We start from the raw sequence: 20,251 nt of genomic DNA, 5'->3' as shown, positions 1-20,251 counted from the left end.
CTCAGTTAAGTTGCTACACGATCTTGTAGATATCGCGCAGGTTGCGCCCCAGGCCATTATAATCCAGACCGTAGCCTACAACAAAATCGTTGGGAATGGATCGGGCCACATACTTAATATTCAGGTCGTGCTGCAGGCATTCCGGCTTCATGAGCAGTGTGGCTACCTCGATGGAGGCAGGTCCGCGCTCGTTGAGCTGCTGCAGAAGGTTGTGCACTGTATGGCCGGTGTCAACAATATCTTCCAGCACCACCACATGGCGGCTATGTACGTCTTCCGTCAGCCCGAGTACTTCCTTCACTTTACCAGTGCTCTGCATGTTCTGGTACGACGACAAACGAATAAACGAAATCTCGCAGGGAATAGTAACGCGCTTTAATAGATCAGAGGCGAACATAAACGAACCATTCAGCACCGCCAGGAACAAAGGCTTTTTGTGTGCATAGTCCTGATCGATCTGTTCGGCCAGCATGCTGATGCGGGCAATTATCTCCTCTTCAAAAATATAGGTACTAAATTCACAATCGTGCAGCTTGATCGTACGAGGATCCATGTTGGTGTATAGTTGATGAATCAGACAAAGGTAAGGATAATAAAAAATAAGCCCAACGCTAAGGTTGGGCTTATCTTAACTATAAATTGCTTAGCTTAGTTACGTACTACCAGCCCTTTTATACTTACCGTAGTTGCAGCTTCGCTGTTTAATTTGCCGGTTTCCGGGCTTAACTGCTGTGTTTCCTGGTTCAGTTTTGGTTCTTCCGGAATCGGAGGCTTCTGCTCCAGCGCAATGTGTGGCGCAATTACCAGCGACACAATAGACATCAGCTTGATGAGGATGTTCATACTTGGACCGGAAGTATCCTTGAATGGATCGCCTACCGTATCGCCGGTTACAGAAGCTTTGTGCGGATCGGAGCCTTTGTACTCCATCACGCCGTTGATCATCACGCCTTTTTCAAAGGATTTCTTTGCGTTATCCCAGGCGCCGCCGGCATTTGACTGGAACATCGCCATCAGTACCCCCGAAACGGTTACACCTGCCAACAGACCGCCCAGAATCTCGGCTGACGAGGTTTCCTCGAACACGCCTTTCAAGCCAAAGCCAACTACAACCGGCACAATAAGGGCGATAGCACCCGGCAACATCATTTCCCGGATAGCGGCTTGTGTTGAGATCGCCACGCATTTTTCATACTCCGGCTGCCCGGTACCTTCCATTATGCCCGGAATTTCGCGGAACTGACGGCGTACCTCATGCACCATGGCCATGGCCGCTCTGCCTACCGCGGAAATTGCCAGCGCTGAGAAGATGAACGGGATCATCGCGCCGATAAATAAGCCGGCAAGTACAGGTGCCTTGTACAAGTCGATGGCAGAAATACCGGCTATACCTACGAAAGCGGCAAACAGCGCCAGCGACGTAAGGGCAGCCGAAGCAATGGCAAAGCCTTTACCGGTAGCAGCAGTAGTGTTCCCCACGGCATCCAGAATATCGGTACGACCGCGTACTTCTTTCGGCAGTTCGCTCATTTCGGCAATGCCGCCTGCGTTATCAGCTATTGGGCCGAAGGCGTCAATGGCCAGCTGCATGGCGGTTGTAGCCATCATACCGGCGGCTGCTATGGCAACACCATAGAGGCCTGCCGCCGCATACGAAAACACGATACCGGCTGCCAGCACGATCATCGGCATAACCGTAGAGTGCATCCCCACGGCCAGACCGGCAATAATGTTTGTAGCATGCCCGGTAGAAGACTGTTGTACAATGGAGTTAACAGGCTTTTTGCCCATGGCCGTGTAATACTCTGTGATGATACTCATCAGCGTACCAACCACAAGGCCTACGATTACGGCTATGAACACATCGGTATTGGAGAATTCAAAGTTACGAAGGTTCATCGACTCAGGCAGGATCCAGTGAATGGCAAAATAGGCACCTACAGCTGTCAGGATCACGGAAATCCAGTTGCCCAGGTTAAGGGCGCCTTGTACGTTGCCGCCTTCCTTTACCCGCACAAACAGCATTCCGATTAGGGAAAACAGGATACCAAGACCTGCGATGAACATTGGAAGTATAACCGGCGACAAACCACCGAAATTATCTTCAACGATCACTTCCCGTCCCAGCACCATCGTTGCCAGGATGGTAGCCACGTAAGAGCCAAAAAGGTCGGCGCCCATACCTGCTACGTCACCTACGTTATCACCTACGTTATCGGCAATGGTAGCAGGGTTACGCGGGTCGTCTTCTGGAATGCCTGCCTCTACTTTACCCACTAGGTCAGCACCCACGTCAGCAGCTTTGGTATAGATACCACCCCCAACTCGGGCAAACAGGGCTATACTTTCAGCGCCCAGCGAGAAACCGGTGAGTACTTCCAGCGCCCGCTCCATCTCAATGCCGTTAACATCGGCGCCGGTGCTGTACACGAACATGTAGTAGAACACAATAAATAAAGAGCCAAGACCAAGTACAGCAAGACCGGCCACACCCATGCCCATTACCGAGCCACCAGCAAACGATACCGATAAGGCTCTTGACAGGCTGCTGCGTGCCGCCTCAGCTGTTCTCACGTTGGCTTTTGTTGCAATGCGCATACCGATAAAGCCGGCTGTAGCCGAGAACACAGCACCAATAACAAAAGCCGCTACAATAAGCGGGTGCGATTTCTCACCAGTATAGCCGAGATAAAACAAAAATACAGAGGCAATCACCACGAAGTACAGCAACACCTTGTACTCTGATTTAAGGAAAGCCATGGCACCATCAGCAATGTGTTTTGCAATGGTACTCATGCGTTCGTTGCCATGGGGCTGCTTTGTCACCCAGGCAGACCGGATAAAGGTATACAGCAGCGCTGCCAGACCAAATCCGGGAATAGCGTAAAGAATAGGTTCCATTGAAAGGGTTTAAGGGTGAAGAGAATACTAATATAGCTATTAAAGAAAAGATATTGAGTTGACTTTTCCAAATGATTTCACAGGAAGCAGTTCCTCTCAGCAGGCTATACCTCAGGAAGTTGCGGTATATATAGCAAAAGCCGCATACTCCTGCACATCCGCCCGTAGAAAAACAGCTTTTGTGCATAAAAAAAGCTGACCATTTCTGGTCAGCCTCCGGTAATTTATACTTCCTGGATAGCGTAACTATAGTTTCTCCATTAACACTTTGTAGAGCGCTACCATACTTTCGATATCCTTTTTATGCACAATTTCGTCGGGCGAATGCACATTGTCTTCGGGAGCGCCTACAAAGCACCAGTCCCAGGGGTATGGCCCGTGCTGCAACTCTTTGGCGTCGCTGCCGCCTGCCCCTTCCACCTCCAGCTGAAAAGGTATACCGGATTCCTTAGCAATACCCACAATGTGCTGCACGTAAGCACGCCTTGGAATCAGGCTATCCCGGAGTGAAATAACCACGCCTTTGCCAGGATACACCCCTTCTGTCACCCAGGTGATATCCGAAATAAGTGCCTGCCGAACACCGTAGGTTTCATAAATATACTTGGCCAGGTAAGCTACCGATCCACCACCGTGCTCTTCCCAGGCACTGAAAGCAATAATGCCATCTTCCAGTGTTTCCGCTACTTTCAGCGCACTCCACACTCCTAAGCGGTTATCCATGTAGCACGACTGCACCGAGTCTTCTGTTTCCCGGAAATCGCACTTAAACACAAGCTCCGTTCCACGCTCTATCTCCCGCTCAAATTCATAGGTAAGCTCTCCCTGCTCTTCGTTGTACTGCAGTGTACATTCAATTTTTCCCTGGCTGTCTTCCCCTACCAGGCGGTAACCTGTCTCCAGGTCAGGGCCGCCAATCCGGACCAGCTGCTTTCCATAGCGTACCGTAAAACCAATAGAATCTATGTGCGCGAATATGGCTGTGCGGGGATTGCCGAATATCAGCAAAATACAATCCTGAAATCCTTCGCCCTTAACTATGATCGGCTGTGTTTTCCACTGAACTTTATGCTCCTCAATATAGTTAAGCAGGAATTCTGACATATTTTTCTCGTTGCCTGATGGCGCATGTATATTGCAAAGTTGCTCAAGAAGTCTCATCGCTATATTTTATTTTTGGGATTCAAAATTAGCATATTTGTTGTACTTTTAGCGTCTGGCATCATTAGTAAACAGCTCTACCCTTTGCTTCGGACAAACTTATTTTTCATGAAGAAGTTTTTTTACGTTTCGCTCTTTTGCCTTTTACCCGCCCTTGCTTCGGCTCAGGGGAAAGGAGCGAAGCCTGACACCACCAACATGCGCGAGGTTACCATCGGATCTATCGAGGTTATCCCGAGCGCAGGCAATGTTAAAGGCATGCTCCTGCTCGACAGAGACATACAGTATGAGCTGGAGGGAGCGGTTGATAACATGTATAACTTCAAGTATGAACGAGCTGAAAAACAATTTAAATCGCTGCGCCGCCGCTATCCGGAGCATCCCCTGCCCTATTTCTTATTAGGATTGAGCCAGTGGTGGAAGATTGTTCCTACCAACATACAAACCACCAAGTACGACGACCTTTTTTTCGCTTACATGGATACGGCCATTGTAAAGGCAGAGCGGCTGTATGATAAGGACGAGAAAAACGTTGAGGCAGCCTTTTTCCTGGCAGCAGCCAATGGCTTTACCGGCAGGTTGCATTCCGAGCGCAGCAACTGGCGCAAAGCAACCGTAGCCAGCAAACGCGCACTGGAGTATATGGAGATCGCCAAGGCAGGCAACGGCCTGAGCCCGGAGTTCCTTTTCGGCGAGGCATTGTTTAACTATTACTCCATTTGGATCCATGAAAACTATCCTTTCCTGCGCCCGGTGCTGGTGTTCTTCCCTGACGGAGACAAGCGCCTTGGCCTGAAACAGCTTCGCTATGTAGCCAACAATGGCTTTTATACGGGTACTGAATCCAAGTACTTCCTCATGAAGATCTACGCTAACGAGGAAAATAACATGGAAGAGGCCATGAAACTTTCGCGTGAACTGGCCACCAAGTACCCCGACAATGCTTATTTTCAGCGCTTTTATGCCCGCATGCTGTTTGTGCAGGGGCATTTTACCCTGGCAGAGCGCGAGTCACTGGACATCTTAAGCAAACTCGATCAGAAGATGCCGGGCTATGAGGCAATCAGCGGGCGCTATGCTTCCTACATACTTGCCTACGTTAACCAGAACAAATACCGAGATTTCGAAAAAGCGAAAGCGTATTACCAGAACACCATCATGTTCGCGGAAATGACCGGAGAGCGGGAATCCGGCTATTTTATCAACTCTTACCTGAACCTGGCCCGCATAGCAAAGCAGGAGAAAGACCTGGTGACTGCAAAACGCTACTATACCATCGTGCTGAACAATACAGAGAAGAAATCGGCTAATTTTAAAGAGGCCCGGGCGTTTCTGAAGGCAAATAAGAAGATCAAGTAGTGCTACTTCCCACTAGCATACAATAAGTATAATTACAGTTGCAAACTACCATTATCTGTTTCTGAAGTATACTTATAGAGTTAGTTTATACTTGGCGTAGTTTCTATAGAAAGTATTACCAGTAATAAAAAGAAGAAGGCCCTTTTCGCAAAGGGCCTTCTTCTTTTTATTATTATACAGGCACGTGCAATGCCTCTTTAAAGTATTCCAAGGTTCTTCGTAAGCCTTCTGCCCGATCAACCTTCGGTTCCCAGCCCAGAATTTCTTTTGCCTTTGTAATGTCCGGCTGACGCTTCTGCGGATCGTCCTTCGGCAGTGGCTGGTATTCTACCTTCAGCTCAACTCCGGTCAGTTTACAGATCTCCTCCGCAAATTCCTTGATGGTGATTTCCGATGGATTGCCAATATTCACCGGCATCGGGTAATCGCTCAGCAACAAACGGTAAATGCCTTCTACCAGGTCATCCACATAGCAGAACGAGCGGGTTTGCGACCCATCGCCAAAAATGCTCAGTGGCTCACCACGTAACGCCTGGCTCAGGAAAGCAGGCAGCACACGGCCGTCATCGAGGCGCATGCGTGGGCCATAGGTATTAAAAATTCGGATAATGCGGGTTTCCAAACCATGGTGCATGTGGTAGGCCATTGTGATGGCCTCCTGGAAGCGTTTTGCCTCGTCGTAGCAGCCACGTGGGCCAACCGGGTTTACGTTACCCCAGTAATCTTCCGTCTGCGGGTGCACCAGCGGATCGCCGTATACTTCAGACGTAGACGCTACCAGAATGCGCGCTTTCTTGTTTCGAGCCAGGCCAAGCAGGTTGTGTGTACCCAAAGATCCTACTTTCAGCGTCTGGATAGGAATTTTGAGGTAATCGATCGGGCTTGCCGGAGATGCAAAGTGCAGGATATAATCGAGTTTACCAGGTATGTGCACGAACTTGGATACATCGTGGTGGTAAAACTCAAAATCCTGTAATTTGAAAAGGTGCTCGATGTTGCTCAGGCTGCCTGTGATCAGATTGTCCATCGCAATCACATGATAGCCTTCTTTCAGGAATCTATCGCAAAGGTGAGAACCCAGGAAACCGGCTCCACCTGTAATTAAAATGCGTTTTTTGGTCATGTTTTAGCCTAGTGTAACTTTTTCTTCTTCTACTTGCTGTTTTACACCTATCCCGTAGTACACGAAGCCTTTTTCGCGCATTTCGGCGGCGTCGTAGATGTTTCTTCCGTCAAATACCACTTTATCCTTCATCAGTCTGCTTACCACGTTGAAGTTCGGAGAGCGGAACTCCGGCCATTCTGTTACCAGCAACAGTGCATCCGCGTCAATCAACGTTTCATACTCATCTTTGCCATACTCTACGGTATTGCCGAGCGTGTGAGAAGCCTCTTTCATGGCAACCGGGTCATAGGCCTTTACTTTAGCACCCTGCTCCAGCAGTTTGTTGATGATAACAAGCGACGGCGCCTCACGCATGTCGTCGGTCTTAGGTTTGAAAGACAAGCCCCAAACCGCAAACGTTTTACCAGCCAGTTCGCCTTTAAAGTGGTTGTTTATTTTGTTGAAAAGTACCGACTTCTGATTCTCGTTTACTTCCTCCACAGATTTCAGCACCCGCATTTCGTATCCGTTCTCAGAGGCAGTTTTGATCAGGGCCTTTACATCTTTCGGGAAGCAGGACCCACCGTAGCCAATGCCCGGATAGATAAATTTGTTACCAATACGTACGTCGCTGCCAATGCCTTTGCGCACCATGTTCACGTCAGCGCCCATAATCTCGCACAGGTTGGCGATGTCGTTCATAAAGCTGATCTTGGTTGCAAGCATGGCATTGGCTGCATACTTGGTCATTTCAGCAGAAGGAATGTCCATGAAGATGAGCGGGTGACCGTTCATCAAGAATGGCTTGTACAGCTTGCTCATCACTTCTTCCGCTCTCTGCGAGGCAACACCAACCACAATACGGTCTGGTTTCAGGAAGTCGTCGATGGCTGCACCTTCTTTCAGGAACTCTGGGTTAGAGGCCACATCAAACGGGATGTTTGCACCACGTTTTTCCAATTCCTGCTCAATGGCAGTTCTAACTTTATTTGCTGTGCCAACCGGCACGGTACTCTTGGTAACCACTACGACGTAGTTGGTCATATGCTGTCCAATGGCTCTTGCTACTGCCAGAACGTGCTTCAGGTCGGCGCTCCCGTCCTCGCCCGGAGGTGTACCTACTGCGATGAAAGCCACATCACAACCCTGGATACTGGTTGCAAGGTCGTTAGAGAAAGAAAGGCGCTCTTTTTGCGTGTTGCGCATTACCATTTCTTCCAAACCTGGTTCGTAAATAGGCAAAATGCCCTTTTTCAGGTTTTCAATCTTGTTTACGTCAATGTCAATGCAGGTCACATCAATACCAACTTCGGCAAAACAGGTGCCTGTTACCAAGCCTACATATCCAGTACCAACTACAGCTATTCTCATATTTTAACTAATAGGTTGAGGTTACAAATTTACACTTTATACTTTTAACTTCCCGTAAAGGGCTTCAAATATATGACTTAAAGCAGGAAGGTTGGTGTTACATAATCCATTTTTTCCACCAATGCTGAAATACCAGGAGGCTCCATACTTGTGTCTGCACGCTCCCTGCCGCTGATGCTGCAAAGCTTTTGCGCAACTTTTTTATCTGATGTACATCGAATATACCTTGTGCTATAATAAGCTCATCTGACATATATTGCTGCATCAGGTCAGCTGCCTCATTTTTTAAAAAGTCGGCCAGAGGAACTTCAAACCCCTTCTTTGGGCGTTTGTAGAGCTCGGGGGGCAACATACTTTTATAAGTGTCCTGCAAGATCTTTTTCCGGATAGAGGCATCTATTTTAGAAGAAACCGGCAGCGAAAAAGCAAACTTGGCTACCCGATGGTCCAGGAAGGGGCTTCGAACCTCCAGGCCGTGGGCCATGCCCATCAAATCTATTTTGGGTACCATGTCATTTCCCAGCACCAATTGCCAGTCGGCACAGAGTACGCTATTCAGGTCGTAGTGGTTGCTTTCGAGGCAAGATAATAATCTGCGCTTGCGGGCCTGGTATAAACGCCCTGCTACGGTGGCCCTGTACCGGTCGTGGAGCAAATTAATTGCTTCTGCCTCATTTGCCCAGGTAGCCCATAACCAGTAGCGATCCGACGGGTTTAACCTGGCACCGGCGGCAAAACGCTGTAGTTGTCTTATTTTGTTTGCAGCAAACGATTGGCGCGATTTGGGCAGCACATCCCATAAAAAGGAAAGCTTTTCAACTGCCTCGATTTTGGCGCCGCCTCTTAGTAGCTGAAACTCTGCCATGTGCTTGTTGTAGCCTGCAAACAGTTCGTCTGCTCCGTCACCGGAAAGCACCGCTTTCACTTCACGTCCCGCATGGCTGCTCAGGGCGTACACAGCCAGCGCCGACGAGTCGGCAAAAGGCTCTCCTAAGGAATCCAGCATGTTATACAGATGTCCGTGCAGATCCTGGGTGGTAAGATTGATCTCTGTATGATCTGTTTTATACTTAGCGGCTACTAAACGGGCATAGCGCGTTTCGTCAAAGAAAGGAGCGTCTTTAAAACCCACTGAAAAGGTTTTCAGATGGGGCACATGCTTTGCAGCCAGGGCTACGACAACAGAAGAATCTATGCCCCCGCTCAGAAATGCTCCTACGGGTATGTCGGCCGTGAGGCGATCAACCACGGCACGCTCCAGCACCTGCTTTAGTTTTGCCTGCTGCTGCGGATAGTTCAGGGGATTGGTAGCCGCCTTAGCTGCGTCAAAAGGCAGGCGATACCACATCTGCTGCTGCACCTTATTGTTCTGGATGTATAGAAAATGTCCTGGCAACAGCTTTTTAACGCCTTTTAACATCGATGCCGGTGCGGGCACATAGGTCAGTTGCAGGTACTGGTAGAGCGAAGTATAATCCACTTCACGTGGAACACCCAGTTCCAGCAGCGCACCCAGTTCCGAACCGAACAGGAATTTATCTGCATCTTTATAGTATAACAGCGGCTTTTCACCGAACCTGTCCCGGGCAATGAAGAGGGAATCGTGCTGCGCGTCGTGGATCGCAAAAACAAAAAAGCCTTTGAGTTTCTTCAGACAATCAGGCCCCTCTTTGAGGAAAAGCTGCAATACCACCTCCGTATCGGAAGTGGTCCGGAACGAATAACCGGCATCCTGCAGCTTTCTGCGGAGCTCTTTGTAGTTGAAAACTTCGCCATTATACACAATAGAAAAGCGCCCGCTGGCATCCTGCATCGGCTGGCAGGCCGCTTCTTCCAGACCTATAATGGCCAGCCTTCGGTGAGCCAGCCCTACATCTCCGCGCACCAGCAAGCCTGCTCCATCTGGCCCGCGGTGACGTAACGCCTCCGCAGCCGCCTGCAGCCTGTCCAGGGCCGTTCGTCCGGCCTCTGTAAATGCAAATACCCCCGTTATTCCACACATAGCTCCCTGTAAAGGTACAATTTATACTTAACCTGCCGTATGCCATAAGTCCGCTGCCCTGAAAATTTGTCAGAACACGGGTCTTTTTCATCAATATTAACAACCCATACACCTGTCTCAAGTATACCTTTAAACCAAACACCCTGAATTGTTATGAAACCAGACTGGCTGGATACGAAAGAATATCCATTTACATCGAAATATCTGGAGTTAGAGGCGGGCAGAATGCATTATATAGATGAAGGGGAAGGAGCACCGATCGTGATGATCCACGGAACACCTTCCTGGTCTTTCCTTTACCGAAACCTAATCAAGATCCTCAGCAAACACTACCGCTGCATCGCCATGGACCTGATAGGCTTTGGCCTGTCTGACAAACCTGCTGATTTCAGCTACAAGCCCAGGGCCCACGCAGCCAACTTTGAAGCGCTGATGGAGCACCTGAACCTGAAAGACATTACGTTGATGGTACACGATTTTGGCGCCCCCATTGGTTTGGCCTATGCCATCAAACATCCGTCTAACGTGCAAAGCATCGTGATGCTGAACACCTGGACCTGGTCGCTTTCAAACCACTATACTTATAGTAAAGCAAGCAAGTACCTGGTTGGCCCGCTGGGCAAATTCCTGCACTCTAAACTGAACGTCTCTACCGAAACGCTGGTCCACGAGCTGTTTGGCGAACAAAGTAAGCTACCGGAATCTATTCAGCAGCAATACATCAAAGCCTTGGGAGACCCGGAAGAGCATGTGCGTTCGCTTGCCTGTGCTCGCGAGCTGGTAGGCGTAACCAAGTGGTACGACGAATTATGGCGCCAGCGAAAACGCATACAGGACATCCCTACGCTCATACTTTGGGGCGAGCAGGATAAGCTTGTGAAAATAGAGGCGCTGCAAAAATGGAAGAAATTCTTCCACGAATGTTACGTGATGCACTTCGAGAACAGTGGACACTTTCTGCAGGAAGAGAATGCCGAGGAAGTAGCCAGTTACGTGAACAACTTTATAAAAGAAGAACAGAAGAAGCGGCAACCTGAATTACACCAATAACCCCTAGTACACCATGAAGACGAATAAATCCTTAGAAGAAGCTGTTTTGCGTGCTCATCAATCTACCGAGAAGGACGCGCAGCAGCCACAGGAACAGCTTTATACCATGCATAACCCTTCGGCAAAGGCGCAACCCCAACCCCAACCCCAATCCGAACCCCAGCAACAGGCTCCTTTAAACGAGTCGCACCGCAACCTGATGGAGTCGTGGCACAACCTGCGTGAGCTGGATGAGAACATGGCCGAGCAGCAAAGCGCATACAAAAAGGAGAATACTGCAAAGAAGCCGGATAATAAGAAGTCTTAGATCCTGCTTTTGGAGCAGACAGGAAAAGTATAAAACAGCAACAGGCGCCAAGTATAAATTGGCGCCTGTTGCTGTTTTATACTTTGAAGTTGCTAGAATATCTTTCCCGGATTAAGTATACCTTTCGGATCAAACAGCTCTTTGATGCCCCGCATGAGCCGCAGCTGTACTTCATTTAAGGCGATATCAATGTATGGCCGCTGCACCAGGCCAATGCCATGTTCCCCGGAAATGGTGCCTCCCAAGGATACGCACAAGCGGAAAATCTCTTTTATACCTTCGGGCAGCTTGTTGTTCCAGTCGTCATCCGACATATGGCCTTTCACGATGTTGATGTGCAGGTTGCCATCCCCGGCGTGGCCGTAACACACCGACTTGAAGTTATACCTGGCTCCGATCTCCTTCACTCCTTTCAGCAGTACCGGCAGTTCGGCGCGCGGCACCACGGTATCTTCTTCTTTATAAACAGAGTTACTTTTCACGGCATGCCCCACGCACCGGCGCAGGCGCCAGAGCTCTTCTTTCTGCTTTTCGTTATCCGCAATCAGTATCTCGCCTATATCAAACTGCTCGAGCACTTCATACACCCGCTCCGCGTCTTTATACAGCAGGTCCATGTCGTTGCCATCTAATTCAACAAGCAGGTGCGCCTGAACATCTTCAGGTATGGTCATGTGCTGTTGCAGGTACCGGAGTCCCCATTCGATGGCTTCTCGCTCCATAAACTCCAGCGCTGAGGGCACCATGCCTGCCATAAAAATTTTAGAAACAGCCGCACAGGCTTCTTCTTCCTTCCGGAAAGGCACCAGCATCACCAGGTTTTGAGGCGGGAACGGGATGAGCTTAAACACTATCTTAGTGATAATACCCAGCGTTCCTTCACTGCCCACCATCAGCTGTGTCAGGTTATAGCCGGTTGCGTATTTCAGCACATTAGCACCCGTCCAGGTAATTTCGCCTGACGGCAGCACCACTTCCATGTTCAGCACATAATCTTTGGTTACGCCATACTTTACTGCTCTGGGCCCGCCGGAAGACTCGCTGAGGTTGCCACCCAGAAAACAGCTGCCCCGGCTCGACGGGTCTGGCGGGTAAAACAGGCCCTTCGCGATCACTGCCTCCTGAAACACCTGTGTGATCACGCCTGGCTCCACGGTGGCCTGCAGGTTACGCTCGTCTATGTCCAGAATCCGGTTCAGCCGCTCTGTAGACAGCACCACGCCCTTGTGCACCGGCAGCGCGCCGCCACTTAAACCCGTGCCGGCGCCACGGGGCGTAACCGGTATATTGTTTAACTGGCATACTTGCATAATACGACTGATCTCGTCAGCGTTAGCAGGTTTAAGCACTATCTCCGGAACGTAGCGCAGGTCCTCGGTTTCGTCGTGCGTGTAGCGCTGCATGTCGTCTTCGGAGGCAGGCATTATTACGTGCTCCTGCCCTACAATGCCAGCTAGCGTTGCGGCTATTTCGGGAGTAACTGGGTTAAATTTCATTTTTATATAGTATGGCTAATGTTTAATTTAGCCATTGGTTATACTTTGTTTTACTACCTATTACTAATTTACGCTTTGAGAACACTTTTTACCACTTCCCTTTTATTTATCTTTTTCCTGATCGTGATGGCTTCCTGTCAGTCGTCGCAACCAGTTTTCAGCAAGCGTGGCGAAACCTACAAGTCAGCACGGCAGATAGCGGAAGAAAAACGCCAGGCACGTAAGGCCGGGAAGCAGGCTTCCCGCAGAAGAAGCCACAACAAAACCATTGCCACCAAAGACCGCACCAGCCGCACCCGCATAAGCAACCCGCGCCTGGTAGACCAAAACATCGAGACCGTCATCAAAACGGCACGCTCCTACACCGGCACCCCATACCGCTGGGGAGGCACCACACGCGTAGGCATGGACTGCTCCGGCCTGCTGTGCACCTCTTTCCAAAGTATAGATGTGATCCTGCCCCGCACCTCGGAGGAGCAAAGCCGGTTTGGCAGTGAAGTACGCATAAAAGATATTCGTGAAGGGGACCTTGTATTTTTTGGGGCCAACAAGTTCAGCAACAACATCACCCATGTGGGCATGGTAACAGAAGTGGTCAGCGACCAGGAAATAAAATTCATTCATGCTTCTACCTCGCTTGGTGTTATCGAAAATAACCTGTTCTCAGAGCATTATCAGAAAATCTTTATCAAAGCCGTACGCCCTGAACCCTTTTAAAGTATAACTCCCTATATCTTAATACTTTAAATCACCAATTTTTATTTATTTACCGGGTAAAATAGTTAAAACCTACGTACTTATAAGCAGTTGATAGGTAATTAGTTAACCAAACTGCTTTAAGTATTATGAAAATTTTTTACGAAAGAATGCTGCTTGGCCTTCTGCTGACGCTGCTTACGCAGCTGGTATGGGCACAGGGAGCAACAACCGCCGCTATGACCGGCGTTATCAGGGATCAGAGCGGCACTGCCTTACCCGGCGCAACTGTTATAGCTATTCATACCCCAACCAGTACGCAATACGTTGCTACCACCGATACAGAAGGGCGCTTTAACATACAGAACATGCGTGTGGGAGGCCCCTACACCGTCACAACTTCGTATGTAGGTTATCAGGAGCAGCGGGTCGAAAATATTACCCTTAGCCTGGGCCAAACAGCCCGGGTGGACCTTGCCCTATCGGAGAGTGCCCGCGAACTGGGCGAGGTGGAAGTGGTAGGAGCTCGAAACGACGTCTTCAATGTAGACCGTACCGGTGCTGCAACCAACGTGCAACGCGAACAAATAGAACGCCTCCCAACCCTAAATCGAAGTCTCCAGGACTTCACACGCCTTACGCCACAGGCATCCGGTAATTCCATCGCAGGCAGCAATAACCGTTACAACAACATCACCATCGACGGTGCCGTGAACAATGACGTGTTCGGCCTTTCCGGCAGCGGTACTCCAGGTGGTTCAGCAGGTACGCAACCCATCTCACTGGATGCGATCCAGGAGATCCAGGTGGTGGTGGCTCCTTACGACGTGAAACTGGGCAATTTCACTGGCGGCGGTATTAATGCTGTAACCCGTTCCGGCACTAACCAGTTCAGCGGTTCTCTGTATGGTTTCGGACGCAACGAAAACACTATAGGCAAGGCTGTAGAAGGCCCAAGGGTTCGGGCAGATGAATTCAGCAACTACCAGTACGGTATCCGGGTGGGTGGCCCTATACTTAAAGACAAGCTCTTCTTCTTCCTTAACTACGACGCCAACCGCATCGAAGAACCCGTTCGTTTTGCACCTGGCTCGGCTGAGTCGAGAATTACGCTGGATGAGGCGCAGCTGCTCGCTGACTTTGTAAGCACAACCTACGATTATGACGTCGGATCTTTTGGCGACATAGACAGAAAGACAGAAAGTGACAAGTACTTTGCCCGTCTCGACTGGAACCTGAGCACAGTGCATCAGCTTACCCTGCGCCACAACTATGTTGATGCCTTTGACGACAACATCTCCAGAAGCAGCAACTTTTTAAGGTATGGCAACAACGCCTATAGGTTCAACAGCAAAACCAACAGTTCGGTGATGGAAATAAACAGCCGTTTCTCCAACACTATTTCCAATAACCTGATACTAGGCTATTCCCGCATCCGGGAGGACAGGCAAACGCTGGGAGCATTATTCCCTCAGGTGACGATCGTGGATAACGACCGGACCTTTGAATTTGGCTCTCAGCGCAGCTCTACAGCCAATGAGCTGGACCAGGACATCTTTGAGTTCACTGATAACTTTACTTACATACTCGGCCAGCACAACTTTACAATAGGTACGCACAACGAGTTCTTCAAATTCCGCAACCTGTTCATCAACAACCTAAATGGCCGCTGGGATTTCCGAAGCCTGGAAGATTTCTTTGAAGACCGCCCTGACCGTGCCCGCGTTACCTATTCACTCAACCCAGACGATCCACGTCCGGCAGCTGAGTTCAACGCCATGCAGCTTGGCTTTTATGTTCAGGATGAGTACACTGCCACCGATGCCCTGAAGCTGACGCTGGGTCTGCGCATCGATGTCCCCGTTTTCCCGGATCAGCCAGGACGTAACATTGGAGTCGAAGAATCCTTCCCTGGTTACAGAACCGACAAGACCCCGAGCGGGCAGGTATTGTGGGCTCCGCGTTTGGGTTTCAACTTTTCTCCTACCACTGTTGAGGGGCTGCAGGTACGCGGGGGTAGCGGCATCTTTACCGGCCGCGTGCCTTTTGTATGGCAGTCAAATCAGTTTATTAACAACGGTCTTATACTTGGCACCATCGACAGACGGGCACCATCTGAGGGCTTTGAGTTTATATCGGATCCGAACAACCAGATTGCCGTTAACCCGACAGCAAGCCAAACTTTTGAGATCAACCTGATTACAGATGAATTCAAATTGCCACAAGTATGGCGAAGCAATCTCGCCGCCGACTATACTCTTCCATTAGGCATAATTGCCACTCTGGAGGGTATCTATACTAAAACCCTGAATGATGTGGTATACAAGGACCTGAACCTGGGACCGCAGACTGGTACACTTCGCGGACCAGCTGACAACCGTGCCGTTTACTATGTAACCGATGCCGAAGGTGACCCTGTAGTGGATTCCAGAGGGCGCATTACACGAAGTATACGCGTAGATCCGGATTTTACCAACGTGATCCTGCTTGACAACACCAACAAAGGCCACCGCTACAACATTACGGGCCAACTGCAGAAAAATTTTACCAACGGCCTGAATACCATGATAGCTTATACTTATGGAAAGTCGAAGGATGTAAACAGTGGCACCAGTTCTACCGCTTTGTCTAACTACGAGTTCAACCAGATCGTGAACAACCCGAATAGTCCCGAGCTGGGCTACTCCAGGTATGACATACGCCATCGCCTTATCGGTTCAGGCGGCTACACGATACGCTATGCCAATAACTTTGCTACCACCCTCTCACTGTTTTACGAGGGGCAGTCAGGGCAGCCCTTCACTTACCTGTACAGCGGCGACCTGAACGGGGATGGTAACTTTGGCAACGACCTGTTGTACATACCAAGAAGCAGAGAAGATATCAACCTGGTGCCACTCACTGATCGGGCTTCGGGTGTAACCTATAGCCCGGAAGAGCAGTGGGAGGCACTTGATAACTTTATTAACGGCGACGATTACCTGGATGAGAACCGTGGCGATTATGCCGAACGCAACGGAGCCCGCATGCCGTGGACACACCAGTTTGATGTGCGCCTGATGCAGGAGTTTATCTTCGAGGCCGGCGAAAACAAACATACGTTCCAGTTAACCTTTGATATCTTCAACGTAGGCAACCTCTTTAACAGGGACTGGGGACGGCAGTATTTCGTGAATAACAACGCCAGGGAAATCATTACACTGACTGGTTTTGATCAGGCAACCGGGCAACCGCGCTTTACCTTCAACCCGAACAGCAGGTCATACGACATTTCCCAGTTCTCCTCCAGATGGCAGGGGCAATTGGGCTTGCGATACCTCTTTAACTAGGCTATAACATACAATAAACAACAAAAACGGCAGGACTCTCATCCTGCCGTTTTTGTTGTTTCACCTTCAATTAACGCTGGCAATATAATCATATAAATGCTTCTGTACAAGCCTAAAACCCCTGTATAGTTAATAATAAATTAATACATAAAAGGTTGGAAAGTGTAAAAGTCAACTTAATTTTGCGTCCAAAATCAATCAACCCTTTTATGAAAAAGTTTTATAGTACGCTATGTCTTTTCCTGGCTATGGTGCTGACTATGCACTACAGCTATGGACAAGGTGTAACAACTGCCGCCATGAGCGGAACAGTAAAAGACCAGAGTGGAATGGGATTACCAGGCGCAACGGTAATTGCTGTTCACACTTCTACTAACACACAGTATGTAGCCGGCACAGACGCTGAAGGACGTTACAACATCCAGAACATGCGTGTAGGCGGCCCATACACAGTAAGATCAACGTATGTTGGTTATCAGGAGCAACGCGTTGACGGCATCATGCTGAGCTTAGGTCAAACCGGCCGCGTTGATATTACCCTTTCAGAAAACAGCCGCCAGCTTAGCGAGGTTGAGATTGTTGGTCAGCAGGATGATGTTTTAAACCAGAACCGTACCGGTGCTGCTACAAACGTATCGCGTGAGCAGATTGAGCAATTGCCAACTCTTAGCAGAAGCTTGCAAGACTTCACCCGTCTTACGCCACAGGCATCTGGTAACTCTATTGGTGGTTCAAACAACCGTTACAACAACATCACCATCGACGGTGCCGTGAACAACGACGTATTCGGTCTTTCCGGCAGCGGTACACCAGGTGGTTCAGCAGGTACGCAACCCATCTCTCTGGATGCGATCCAGGAGATTCAAGTAGTAGTAGCTCCTTACGATGTGAAGCTTGGTAACTTTACAGGTGGTGGTATCAACGCCGTTACCCGTTCAGGTACTAACGATTACTCAGGTTCTTTTTACGGCTTCGGACGTAACCAGAACACAATTGGTAAGGCTGTAGAAGGCCCAAGAGTAAAGGCTGACGAGTTCAGCAACTACCAGTATGGTGCACGTGTAGGCGGTCCTATCCTGAAAGATAAGCTTTTCTTCTTCTTCAACTACGACGCTACCCGTATTTCTGAGCCGGTTCGTTTTGCTCCAGGCTCTGCAGAATCTCAGATTCCGGCAGCAACTGTACAGCAACTGGCTGACTTCGTTCAGGACACGTATGGTTATGACGTTGGTTCTTTCGGAACTATCGACAGAAAAACTGAAAGCAATAAAGTTTTCGCACGTATCGACTGGAACATCAACAACAACCATCAGTTCACAATCCGTCACAACTTTGTTGACGCTTTTGATGACAACATCTCCAGAAGCCGTAGCTATGTGCGCCTTGGCAACAATGCGTACCAGTTCAAAAGCAAAACAAACAGCTCTGTAGCTGAACTGAACAGCCGTTTTGGCAACAACATGTCTAACAACATGATCCTGGGTTACTCACGTATCAGAGACAACCGCAGCATCGCTGGTGGCATGTTCCCTCAGGTAACAATCAATGACGCAGTTGGTACTATTGAATTTGGTGCACAGCGTTCATCTACAGCTAACGAGCTTGATCAGGACATCTTTGAATTTACTGACAACTTCACTTACCAGTTAGGTAGCCACAACATCACAGTTGGTACACACAACGAATTCTTCAAATTCCGTAACCTGTTCATCAACAACATGAACGGTCGTTGGGACTTTAACAGCCTTGAAGACTTCTACACAGGTAAGGCCAGCCGTGTTCAGGCAACTTACTCACTTGATCCGAACAACCCGCTTCCGGCTGCTGAATTCAATGCGATGCAGCTTGGTTTCTATGCACAGGATGAGTACACAGTATCTGACATGCTGAAGTTAACACTTGGCTTACGTGCTGACCTTCCGGTGTTCCCGGATACTCCTGATCGTAATGAGAAGTTCGAAGCAGACTTTGGTGCACTTTATCCAGGTCTTAGAACAGACCGCACGCCAGGTGGTGAAATCCTTTGGGCTCCTCGTTTTGGTTTTAACTATACTCCTACTGAAGACAGATCATTCCAGGTGCGTGGTGGTACTGGTATCTTTACTGGCCGTGTACCTTTCGTATGGTTGTCTAACCAGTTTACTAACACAGGTACCATGTTCGGAACTGTATTCCAGAACAACCCTGCTGAATTCGTAACTGAAGTAGAAGAGCAGCGTAACGCTGGTGCATCTGACAAAACTGTTGAAGTAAACGTAGTTTCTGAAGACTTCAAACTTCCTCAGGTATGGAGAAGCAACCTTGCCTTTGATTATACTCTGCCAGGCGAGATCGTAGCTACTTTAGAAGGTATCTATTCCAAGACACTGAACGACGTAGTTTACAAGAACCTTAACCTGACAGAACCAACTGGCACGCTTCCAGGTGTAGATAAGCGTGATGTTTACGCTTCTTCAACTTCTGCCCGTCGTGTTAACGGTGGTTATACCAACGTAATCCTTCTGGACAACACAAACAAAGGCTACCGTTACAGCATCACTGGTCAGTTGCGCAAGAACTTCACTAACGGCCTGAACACTTCGGTTGCCTATACTTATGGTATGGCGAAAGATGTAAACAGCGGTACCAGCTCAACAGCTCTTTCTAACTGGGAATACAACCAGATCGTGAACAACCCTAACGACCCGGCTCTGGAATATGCTCGTTACGATGTACGTCACAGAATCGTAGGTACAACAGGTTATACTTTCCGTTACGCTAACAACTTCGCAACTTCAATATCCTTGTTCTACGAAGGTCAGTCTGGTCAGCCATTTACATACCTGTACTCTCAGGACCTGAACAACGATGGTAACCGTGGAAACGACCTGATGTATGTTCCGCGCGACAGAAGCGAAATCAGACTTGTTGACCTGCTGGATAGCAAGAAAAACGTTATCGCAACTGCTGACGAGCAGTGGGAAGCACTTGATGCGTTCATCGAAGCTGATGAGTACCTGAAGTCTCGTCGCGGTCAGTATACGGAGCGTCATGGTGCCCGTATGCCATGGACACACCAGTTTGACCTGCGCTTGATGCAGGACTTCTACGTAAGCGTACTTGAGAAGAAACATACTTTCCAGGTAACATTCGATGTGTTCAACGTAGGCAACATGATCAACAAAGATTGGGGCCGTCAGTACTTCGTTAACAACAACGCGAATGAACTGATACGTTACGCAGGAAGAGACAAAGCAACAAACGAACCTACTTTCACTTACAATCCTAACAGCAGAGCATACAATGTATCTCCGTTTGCCTCAAGATGGCAGGGTCAGTTAGGTGTTCGTTACATCTTCTAATTGTAGAAATACTACTAAACAAAAAAGGCTCCAGGTTCCGGAGCCTTTTTTGTTTATGGGAAGATTGCAATGATAGTAGCAGATAACTGCTGCCTGTTTAGTATTTCAGAATAGCAAGTACGCTTACTTCATT

At 48.9% G+C, this 20,251-nt stretch carries 13 protein-coding genes; 6 read left to right on the top strand and 7 right to left on the bottom strand.

Annotated elements, in window-relative coordinates:
- Nucleotides 1-13 precede the first annotated feature (13 nt).
- The 3 genes from hpt to MJ611_RS17875 all read right to left on the bottom strand — a co-directional run bounded on the left by hpt (nt 14) and on the right by MJ611_RS17875 (nt 4,062).
- A complete protein-coding gene (hpt, locus tag MJ611_RS17885; RefSeq protein WP_250431811.1) occupies nt 14-553 on the bottom strand; it encodes a hypoxanthine phosphoribosyltransferase in 540 nt (179 codons plus the stop codon).
- Nucleotides 554-648: 95 nt separating this feature from the next.
- Complete coding sequence (locus MJ611_RS17880) at nt 649-2,901, bottom strand: sodium-translocating pyrophosphatase (protein ID WP_250431810.1); 2,253 nt, start codon at nt 2,899-2,901, stop codon at nt 649-651.
- A gap of 246 nt (nt 2,902-3,147) precedes the next feature.
- Nucleotides 3,148-4,062 (bottom strand): M20/M25/M40 family metallo-hydrolase, encoded by a 915-nt coding sequence (locus MJ611_RS17875; protein ID WP_250431809.1) that lies wholly within the window; start codon nt 4,060-4,062, stop codon nt 3,148-3,150.
- Nucleotides 4,063-4,170: 108 nt separating this feature from the next.
- Between MJ611_RS17875 and MJ611_RS17870 the strand changes: the two genes are divergently transcribed.
- Nucleotides 4,171-5,421 (top strand): tetratricopeptide repeat protein, encoded by a 1,251-nt coding sequence (locus MJ611_RS17870; protein ID WP_250431808.1) that lies wholly within the window; start codon nt 4,171-4,173, stop codon nt 5,419-5,421.
- Nucleotides 5,422-5,593: 172 nt separating this feature from the next.
- On the opposite strand, the gene MJ611_RS17865 is transcribed toward MJ611_RS17870, so the two are convergent.
- From MJ611_RS17865 to asnB, 3 genes are all read right to left on the bottom strand, one after another.
- Nucleotides 5,594-6,544, bottom strand: coding sequence for a UDP-glucuronic acid decarboxylase family protein (locus MJ611_RS17865; RefSeq protein ID WP_250431807.1), 951 nt, complete (start codon nt 6,542-6,544; stop codon nt 5,594-5,596).
- Nucleotides 6,545-6,547: 3 nt separating this feature from the next.
- The gene (locus tag MJ611_RS17860) at nt 6,548-7,897 is read right to left on the bottom strand and encodes a UDP-glucose dehydrogenase family protein (RefSeq protein ID WP_250431806.1); all 1,350 of its coding nucleotides are present in this window, start codon (nt 7,895-7,897) and stop codon (nt 6,548-6,550) included.
- 97 nt (nt 7,898-7,994) lie between these two features.
- Entirely contained in the window at nt 7,995-9,899 is a 1,905-nt protein-coding gene (asnB, locus tag MJ611_RS17855) for an asparagine synthase (glutamine-hydrolyzing) (RefSeq protein WP_250431805.1), read from the bottom strand.
- 153 nt (nt 9,900-10,052) lie between these two features.
- Between asnB and MJ611_RS17850 the strand changes: the two genes are divergently transcribed.
- Together MJ611_RS17850 and MJ611_RS17845 are read left to right on the top strand one after the other, a co-directional pair.
- Nucleotides 10,053-10,949 (top strand): alpha/beta fold hydrolase, encoded by an 897-nt coding sequence (locus tag MJ611_RS17850; protein WP_250431804.1) that lies wholly within the window; start codon nt 10,053-10,055, stop codon nt 10,947-10,949.
- 13 nt (nt 10,950-10,962) lie between these two features.
- The gene (locus MJ611_RS17845) at nt 10,963-11,256 is read left to right on the top strand and encodes a hypothetical protein (RefSeq protein ID WP_250431803.1); all 294 of its coding nucleotides are present in this window, start codon (nt 10,963-10,965) and stop codon (nt 11,254-11,256) included.
- Nucleotides 11,257-11,348: 92 nt separating this feature from the next.
- On the opposite strand, the gene MJ611_RS17840 is transcribed toward MJ611_RS17845, so the two are convergent.
- Nucleotides 11,349-12,752 (bottom strand): FAD-binding oxidoreductase, encoded by a 1,404-nt coding sequence (locus MJ611_RS17840; protein WP_250431802.1) that lies wholly within the window; start codon nt 12,750-12,752, stop codon nt 11,349-11,351.
- Between the two features lie 75 nt (nt 12,753-12,827).
- Here MJ611_RS17840 and MJ611_RS17835 point away from each other — a divergent pair, with 75 nt between their 5' ends.
- From MJ611_RS17835 to MJ611_RS17825, 3 genes are all read left to right on the top strand, one after another.
- Nucleotides 12,828-13,469 (top strand): C40 family peptidase, encoded by a 642-nt coding sequence (locus MJ611_RS17835; protein WP_250431801.1) that lies wholly within the window; start codon nt 12,828-12,830, stop codon nt 13,467-13,469.
- 128 nt (nt 13,470-13,597) lie between these two features.
- Nucleotides 13,598-16,777 carry a TonB-dependent receptor gene (locus MJ611_RS17830; protein WP_250431800.1) on the top strand — a complete coding sequence of 1,060 codons (3,180 nt, stop codon included), beginning with the start codon at nt 13,598-13,600 and terminating at the stop codon, nt 16,775-16,777.
- Nucleotides 16,778-16,986: 209 nt separating this feature from the next.
- On the top strand, nt 16,987-20,118 hold the full coding sequence (locus MJ611_RS17825; RefSeq protein WP_250431799.1) for a TonB-dependent receptor: 3,132 nt from the start codon (nt 16,987-16,989) through the stop codon (nt 20,116-20,118).
- The last annotated feature ends 133 nt before the right edge of the window (nt 20,119-20,251 follow it).

Source organism: Pontibacter ruber (assembly GCF_023630205.1).
GTDB lineage: Bacteria > Bacteroidota > Bacteroidia > Cytophagales > Hymenobacteraceae > Pontibacter > Pontibacter ruber.
Note: the sequence above shows the minus strand (reverse complement) of the source record. Positions and strands in the feature narration are given on the sequence as shown.

Excerpts from the sequence above, each read along its gene's own strand:
- MJ611_RS17880 (WP_250431810.1), bottom strand. The coding sequence starts at position 2,901 with ATGGAACCTATTCTTTACGCTATTCCCGGATTTGGTCTGGCAGCGCTG.
- MJ611_RS17845 (WP_250431803.1), top strand. The coding sequence starts at position 10,963 with ATGAAGACGAATAAATCCTTAGAAGAAGCTGTTTTGCGTGCTCATCAA.
- MJ611_RS17850 (WP_250431804.1), top strand. The coding sequence starts at position 10,053 with ATGAAACCAGACTGGCTGGATACGAAAGAATATCCATTTACATCGAAA.
- MJ611_RS17860 (WP_250431806.1), bottom strand. The coding sequence starts at position 7,897 with ATGAGAATAGCTGTAGTTGGTACTGGATATGTAGGCTTGGTAACAGGC.
- MJ611_RS17870 (WP_250431808.1), top strand. The coding sequence starts at position 4,171 with ATGAAGAAGTTTTTTTACGTTTCGCTCTTTTGCCTTTTACCCGCCCTT.
- MJ611_RS17840 (WP_250431802.1), bottom strand. The coding sequence starts at position 12,752 with ATGAAATTTAACCCAGTTACTCCCGAAATAGCCGCAACGCTAGCTGGC.
- asnB (WP_250431805.1), bottom strand. The coding sequence starts at position 9,899 with ATGTGTGGAATAACGGGGGTATTTGCATTTACAGAGGCCGGACGAACG.
- MJ611_RS17825 (WP_250431799.1), top strand. The coding sequence starts at position 16,987 with ATGAAAAAGTTTTATAGTACGCTATGTCTTTTCCTGGCTATGGTGCTG.
- MJ611_RS17830 (WP_250431800.1), top strand. The coding sequence starts at position 13,598 with ATGAAAATTTTTTACGAAAGAATGCTGCTTGGCCTTCTGCTGACGCTG.
- hpt (WP_250431811.1), bottom strand. The coding sequence starts at position 553 with ATGGATCCTCGTACGATCAAGCTGCACGATTGTGAATTTAGTACCTAT.
- MJ611_RS17875 (WP_250431809.1), bottom strand. The coding sequence starts at position 4,062 with ATGAGACTTCTTGAGCAACTTTGCAATATACATGCGCCATCAGGCAAC.
- MJ611_RS17865 (WP_250431807.1), bottom strand. The coding sequence starts at position 6,544 with ATGACCAAAAAACGCATTTTAATTACAGGTGGAGCCGGTTTCCTGGGT.